At 50.1% G+C, this 5405-nt stretch carries 4 protein-coding genes; 1 reads left to right on the forward strand and 3 read right to left on the reverse strand.

The genetic code is table 11. The features are described from left to right. Positions 1 to 227, forward strand: a 227-nt coding sequence (locus tag V6C93_RS35400; RefSeq protein ID WP_333481386.1) for an adenosylcobinamide-GDP ribazoletransferase, incomplete at its 5' end; no start/stop codon positions are given. On the opposite strand, the gene V6C93_RS35405 is transcribed toward V6C93_RS35400, so the two are convergent. The 3 genes from V6C93_RS35405 to V6C93_RS35415 form a co-directional block, all read right to left on the reverse strand. After that, positions 224 to 679, reverse strand: a complete 456-nt coding sequence (locus V6C93_RS35405; RefSeq protein ID WP_333481387.1) for a PPC domain-containing protein — start codon at positions 677 to 679, stop codon at positions 224 to 226. The genes V6C93_RS35400 and V6C93_RS35405 overlap by 4 nt on opposite strands. 399 nt (positions 680 to 1078) lie before the next feature. Beyond that, positions 1079 to 3175 (reverse strand): glycoside hydrolase family 10 protein, encoded by a 2097-nt coding sequence (locus tag V6C93_RS35410; protein ID WP_333481388.1) that lies wholly within the window; start codon positions 3173 to 3175, stop codon positions 1079 to 1081. 82 nt (positions 3176 to 3257) lie between these two features. Next, positions 3258 to 5405, reverse strand: a 2148-nt coding sequence (locus V6C93_RS35415) for a DEAD/DEAH box helicase (protein WP_333481389.1), incomplete at its 5' end; no start/stop codon positions are given.

The raw sequence follows: 5405 nt of genomic DNA on the forward strand, positions 1-5405 counted from the left end.
TGGGATTGTTCTTACTCTTGAGTTTATGTGGATTGCCGTTGTTCCTAGACCAAGGTAGTACTTCGGTGGCCTGGACAATGGCAGTGGGGGGATGCGCGATCGCACTAATAACAGGCGCTTGGTTTTATCGCAAGCTAGGAGGACACACGGGCGACACTTACGGAGCGATCGTGGAATGGACAGAAGCTTTGTTCCTTTGCCTCCTGACGACCACTCTCACTTCTTAGTTAACAGGTCGTAGCCGCGCCACCTTCAGTTTAAACGCACCGCCACTCGTTCCCCCAAAAGCACGCACGCGAATAATGTACCGACCCGGCTGAGTAATCCGGGTGAATAACACTGAGTTCGTCGTACCGTCAGGCCCGTCATCATTTTCTCCCACGGTGGAACCATCTGCGGCTATCAGGGTGACAATCGTGTCAAAGCTTTCCGAAGAAAGGTCAATAGCCACTTGGTCACCTGCATTTAAGGCAATGCCGTAGTCGCGGGCAAAGCCACCCTGACCGCTAGGAATATCCTTGTCTGTGAGTGTATCCGAAATTTCGTTACTCGAAGGGATCGGAATCGGAGTATAAAACTGATTCTGCGCTCTCGCTGCCACCGTTGTTAAGCTTACTGCCAAGAATGTTGTAGGAACGAGTAGAGCGCAGCTAAACCGAGCGGCAAACGCCTTATTCATAAAAAATCCGTCATAAAAGCTAGAATGGCTCAATTATGGCACTCTCGTGCGAACCCAGAACAATAGGGTTGCTTCAGCCATGTCCTACAACGATACGTTGGGAATGCCTGGAAGCCTTAGCCTCTCCTTGAACGGCAGGCATACAAAAGCCCCGCGCAAAGGCAACGGAGCAACTGACAATGTTACAGCTGAGTATAGCTGCTAAATCAAAAATAGTTGCGTATCTCAAGGAGGAGAAAACAAATCTTAGAAATTGGCTAACCTAAAGCCTAACTTGAAAATGAGTTGAAGGTTGGAAGATTAGAAGGTTGAAGGTTAAGAATTTTCATGGCTTGGTTGAGGGCAATCGCCCCTGATATCTGTCTTGTGCCTACTTGCGATTGATCGCATTTCCCTTAGCTATTTTGCTGCCTTGGGTTGCTGTGGATTCAAAATCGTCCGTTCCCCATAACGCAGCAACTGTTCAAGGCTTGCTAGACGGTTATCCCACACCTGAACTTGATAGGGTTGTGTAGCCGCTTGGCTTTGCATCCATCTCTGAAATTGAGAGCGGAACGATACCAGGTAGGCTTTTGCCGACAACAAATTCTCCATTGATGGATCTTTTGCCAATTGATTGAGTAACGTTGAGAGAGTATCGGCTTGTTTTCCCCACTCGGAAAGCACGGGTTGTTGAAGCAAAATTTGATGATTGGCTAATAGAAAATTCCATTCCCGTTGCAGAGCAGCATAACGTTCTGCGGCTGCTTTTAAAGGCTGACGGTAAGGGATTGGAGACTGGGAGGTGAGGCTAATATTGTCCCCTGCCCCCTGAGTACGACGGAAGATACTCTGAAGATTCCCATCGAAATTTTCTACCGCAAACAGAGCGTATCCACTCGTTGGAGAATCCCGCAGCAATTGAGTTTGGTCAATGGCTACAACACTCGGCAAATTCAACAGCCGAATCGCGGGCAACGTCAAAGCTGAACTCAGGGTAGATTGCATCAGTACCGGCTGCGCTAGTTTTTGTAAGCCACTGGTATCTAAGGCGTAAGTCATCGGTACCACGAGGTCAATATTCCCTTGAATTGCCCAATCTTCCCAGTTTTGTTGCAATCTTTGTAGGCGTTCTGGACGGGGTAGGGGAAACACAGCCGCAGAGAGAATTACAGAAGGGCGTTGTTTGCGTAGGCGGGTTGACACCGTTGCTACAAAGCTGTCGATTTGCCGGATGCGAAAATCGATCCACTTTTGCCACAAATCACGATTAGTAGGGGAAACTTGAATCGGGTCAATACCCGTCAGTTCCTTAAACTGCTGACGTGCCGCCTTCCCATACCCATAGGTTTGATTAACCTTAAGGTCTTGAAAGGGGTAACGAATATAGTCGAGTTGAATGCCATCCACTTCATAGCGTGTGACAATCTCCTCCAACAACGCCAGCAGGTAACTTCGTACCTCTAGATTAGCGGGGTCGAGGAACGCCTTTTTCGTATTCGGATCGAACAGACGCCCCCGCTGATCAAACATGGCCCAGTCTGGATGGGCTGTGAGCAGGGGGCCCTGATAGTTGGTGGGTTGGTTCAAGATAACGTTGTGGCGCTGGTTCGCGGCTGCAAACATCCAAACCCAGGCGTGCAACTCCATCCCCCGTTGATGTGCTAACTTGACGGCGGCGGCTAGGGGATCCCATCCCTTCACCAAAGGGTTTTGCTCTGGCGCAACGCGACTGGGGTAAATGGGATAACTGGCATTGACCGTTTCAAAAAAGACGGTATTAAAACCTGCGGCGGCTAGTTGGTCAAAAATCTTGGCTAAATCCTGTTCTGATTTGGCACGGACAATGGTGCCCCGGTCTAACCAAATGGCCCGAATCTCTGGCTGGGCCAACTTGCGATCGCTGGGATAGTTATTCCAGAGAGTGCGTCGTGCTTGGAACCACTGCTGTCTCGCCCCATCATAGTCGTTTTTTGCGATCGCGTTGAGGAAGTTTTGCAGCCCCATCCTCGCCTCAATGAGTGCCCTTATGGCTGAGTCGGTTGCTACATTTTGGTCGGAACTTGCAGCATCCTCTGGCCTAGAATCTGCTTTGGCACTGGCGACGAGAAATTGCTCAATAGCTGCGCCTGTGGGTAAATTAACATTACTATTCGTGGCGTTGGCAGCCAGTAGGGCACTTTCAAACCGACCGATCAGATTTTTCAACTCCTGAGTCATGACGGTGATTTGTGCTGCGGTGAGCGGGCCTTTACTGTTGGGTAACGGTTGCGCAGGTACTACTCCAAAATCCGGGTCAACTTCAGCAACCTTGGTAGGAGTTGAGGTAATTTCTGTCCAATTTCCTTCATGATCACGACTTTTGACAACGCCCAGGTTCGCTGTTTCTGCCCAGGCGGGTAGTTGTAGTATCACAGAATAGATCAGAGTTGCGATCGCTATATTCGTGGCGGTGCCATTCGCCAAGCGTCTTTGCCAGCAAAAGGCGATCGCCCTGCCCATAAGAATTACCTTCAACGTCTTGCCACAATTTTAACTAGATACCTATATCACAAAAGCATCACTTTGTCAAATTGAAATCCCCAAAATGCCATCAAAGTTAATCAACTACTTCGTTCACGGGGAAACGGTCAAGTAGCTGAATAGCTCGAATCGAGTTGACCCTTAAAGAATTGGGCACAGTTGGCACATGGGGGATTTGCGAGAGGATATCCACCGTCCGACGTAAAATCCGCACAATATCCCCTTCATCTAAGCTGGCGTTGGCACATAGCTCAGTCCAAGAGAGACCTAAAGCCCATTGTTCTACAAGCCCCATTAATCCACCGACTATCTTATCGAGGAATTTATACTCCGGCCAAATCGGCAATACAATATTATACCGATACTGCAACTTCATCAGACTCTGCCGCGTCCCTTTTAAACTGACCAACGCCTCAATCACTTGTGGTGCTGGTGAATAGTTCGTCCAGCTATCGGGGCGAGGGGTTTCGGTCACCAGCGCACACATGGCAGCGGCGAGGTGGTGGGGGTCTAAGTGATCAAATTCCCCAGACATCAGCACCAGCCCTAGCCATAATTCGTTGTCTCCCCGAATTGCAGCGGTCGCTTTTCCTAGGGGAGTAGGTGTCACATTATCTAAGCAACCAAACGACCTTAGCACTTCAATCAGATTGAGAAATTCCTGCCAGTGGTGGGCTTGGTTTTCTCGGTACTCGGCTTGACGCTCATGAATTTCTTCTTGCAAGGCTACTCGGCGATTATGTCGCTTCAGCAGATTAGCGGGATTGCCCCAATACTGCAAAGGATGATTGTCTAACTGCTCTTTCACGGTCTGGACTACTCTGGCTTGAGCCAGTACTTCAGGAGCGACGACGGATAGGTCAGCAAACGCAGTCTGACTGGCAATGCTATTGTGGAGCTGCTGTGCGATCGCTTCTGTCTCCTGAGTCCCTCGCCTCACTTGACCCGGCCTCAGCATGAGTTCTTCTGGCGGCTGTAGAGATTCGACGCCTCGCATCTGAGTTTGCAGATACAAATCAACAACATCCGCCGTTGTTGCCACATACCACCGATTCTGGGCACTTAAACAGATGAAATTAGGCGACTGACCGCTCCCTTTTTGCTTCGCCACCAACACGGCTGGGACGGGAGAAGACACCTTAACATGTTTCCCCTTCAGACACAGAACCGTTCCGGGTACAACGTCTCGTAGCACCTGGACAATTTCATGAGTCCGCACCGCTTCCGCTTGAGTCTCCAGTAATTTCAAGATTCGCCGTTCTTCTTTCAAGCGCTCACTGAGTTTTTCATACTTTTCCAACTGTTTCAAATCGATGGGAGCCAGTTGAATATCTAGCTTAGTTAGTTCTGTCGTCAACTCCGTAATCGCCTGTTGCTGAGGTCTGAGGTAAAGTGTCGCCAGGTATTGGGCAAAGCTGCGTTCCACCAAATTCTTCGCCTCATTAATCGAGTGGGTTTGCAGCAAATTCAGCACCATGCCATAGGTAGGCGTAAACTGACTGACTAGAGGGTCAGCCCCCGTTGTCGCTAGGTAAGCCGCTTCCTTTGCTCCTTCAAACGGCGTCTGCAACGTCACGACATAGCCTATCGCATCCATTCCCCGCCGTCCGGCACGACCTGCCATCTGTAGGAATTCAGAAGCGGTTAGTAGTCGGTGCCCCCGGTCGGTACGCTTAGAAAGTGTTGAAATCACAGTGGTTCGGGCAGGCATATTAATCCCCGCTGCCAGGGTTTCTGTGGCAAACACGACCTTAATCAGACCCTGCTGGAATAGTTCCTCCACCAATCCCTTCCATGCGGGTAAAATTCCGGCGTGGTGGGCGGCAATTCCTCGATAAAGCGGTTCAACTTGTCCAGCGCGTCCTGCCTCAGGATTGCGCCTTAGAAATTCGTCAATTCTGACTTTCAGTTGGGCTGCTTCCCGTTCATTAACCAGAGACAAATCTCCCATTTCCTCCACCGCCTTATCACAGCCCCGACGGCTGAAGATAAAGTAAATGGCGGGTAACATATCCCGTGCAGCCAGTTGCTCTAGGATGTAGGTGATGGTGGGGCTTTCCGGGCGCGTCCCTCGTCCTTTGCCCGTCTTGTTTTTGGGTTTGAGGCGGGGGCTAATTCGGGTTTGAGTTTCATCAAGAAGGGGAAAAACACCCTTGGTGTTGCCGAAGTAGAATTGCAAGGGAACAGGGCGGAAGTCGGAGTAAATCAGCTCGGTTGCCCCGTG

The organism is Allocoleopsis sp. (assembly GCF_036703385.1).
Taxonomy (GTDB): domain Bacteria; phylum Cyanobacteriota; class Cyanobacteriia; order Cyanobacteriales; family Coleofasciculaceae; genus Allocoleopsis.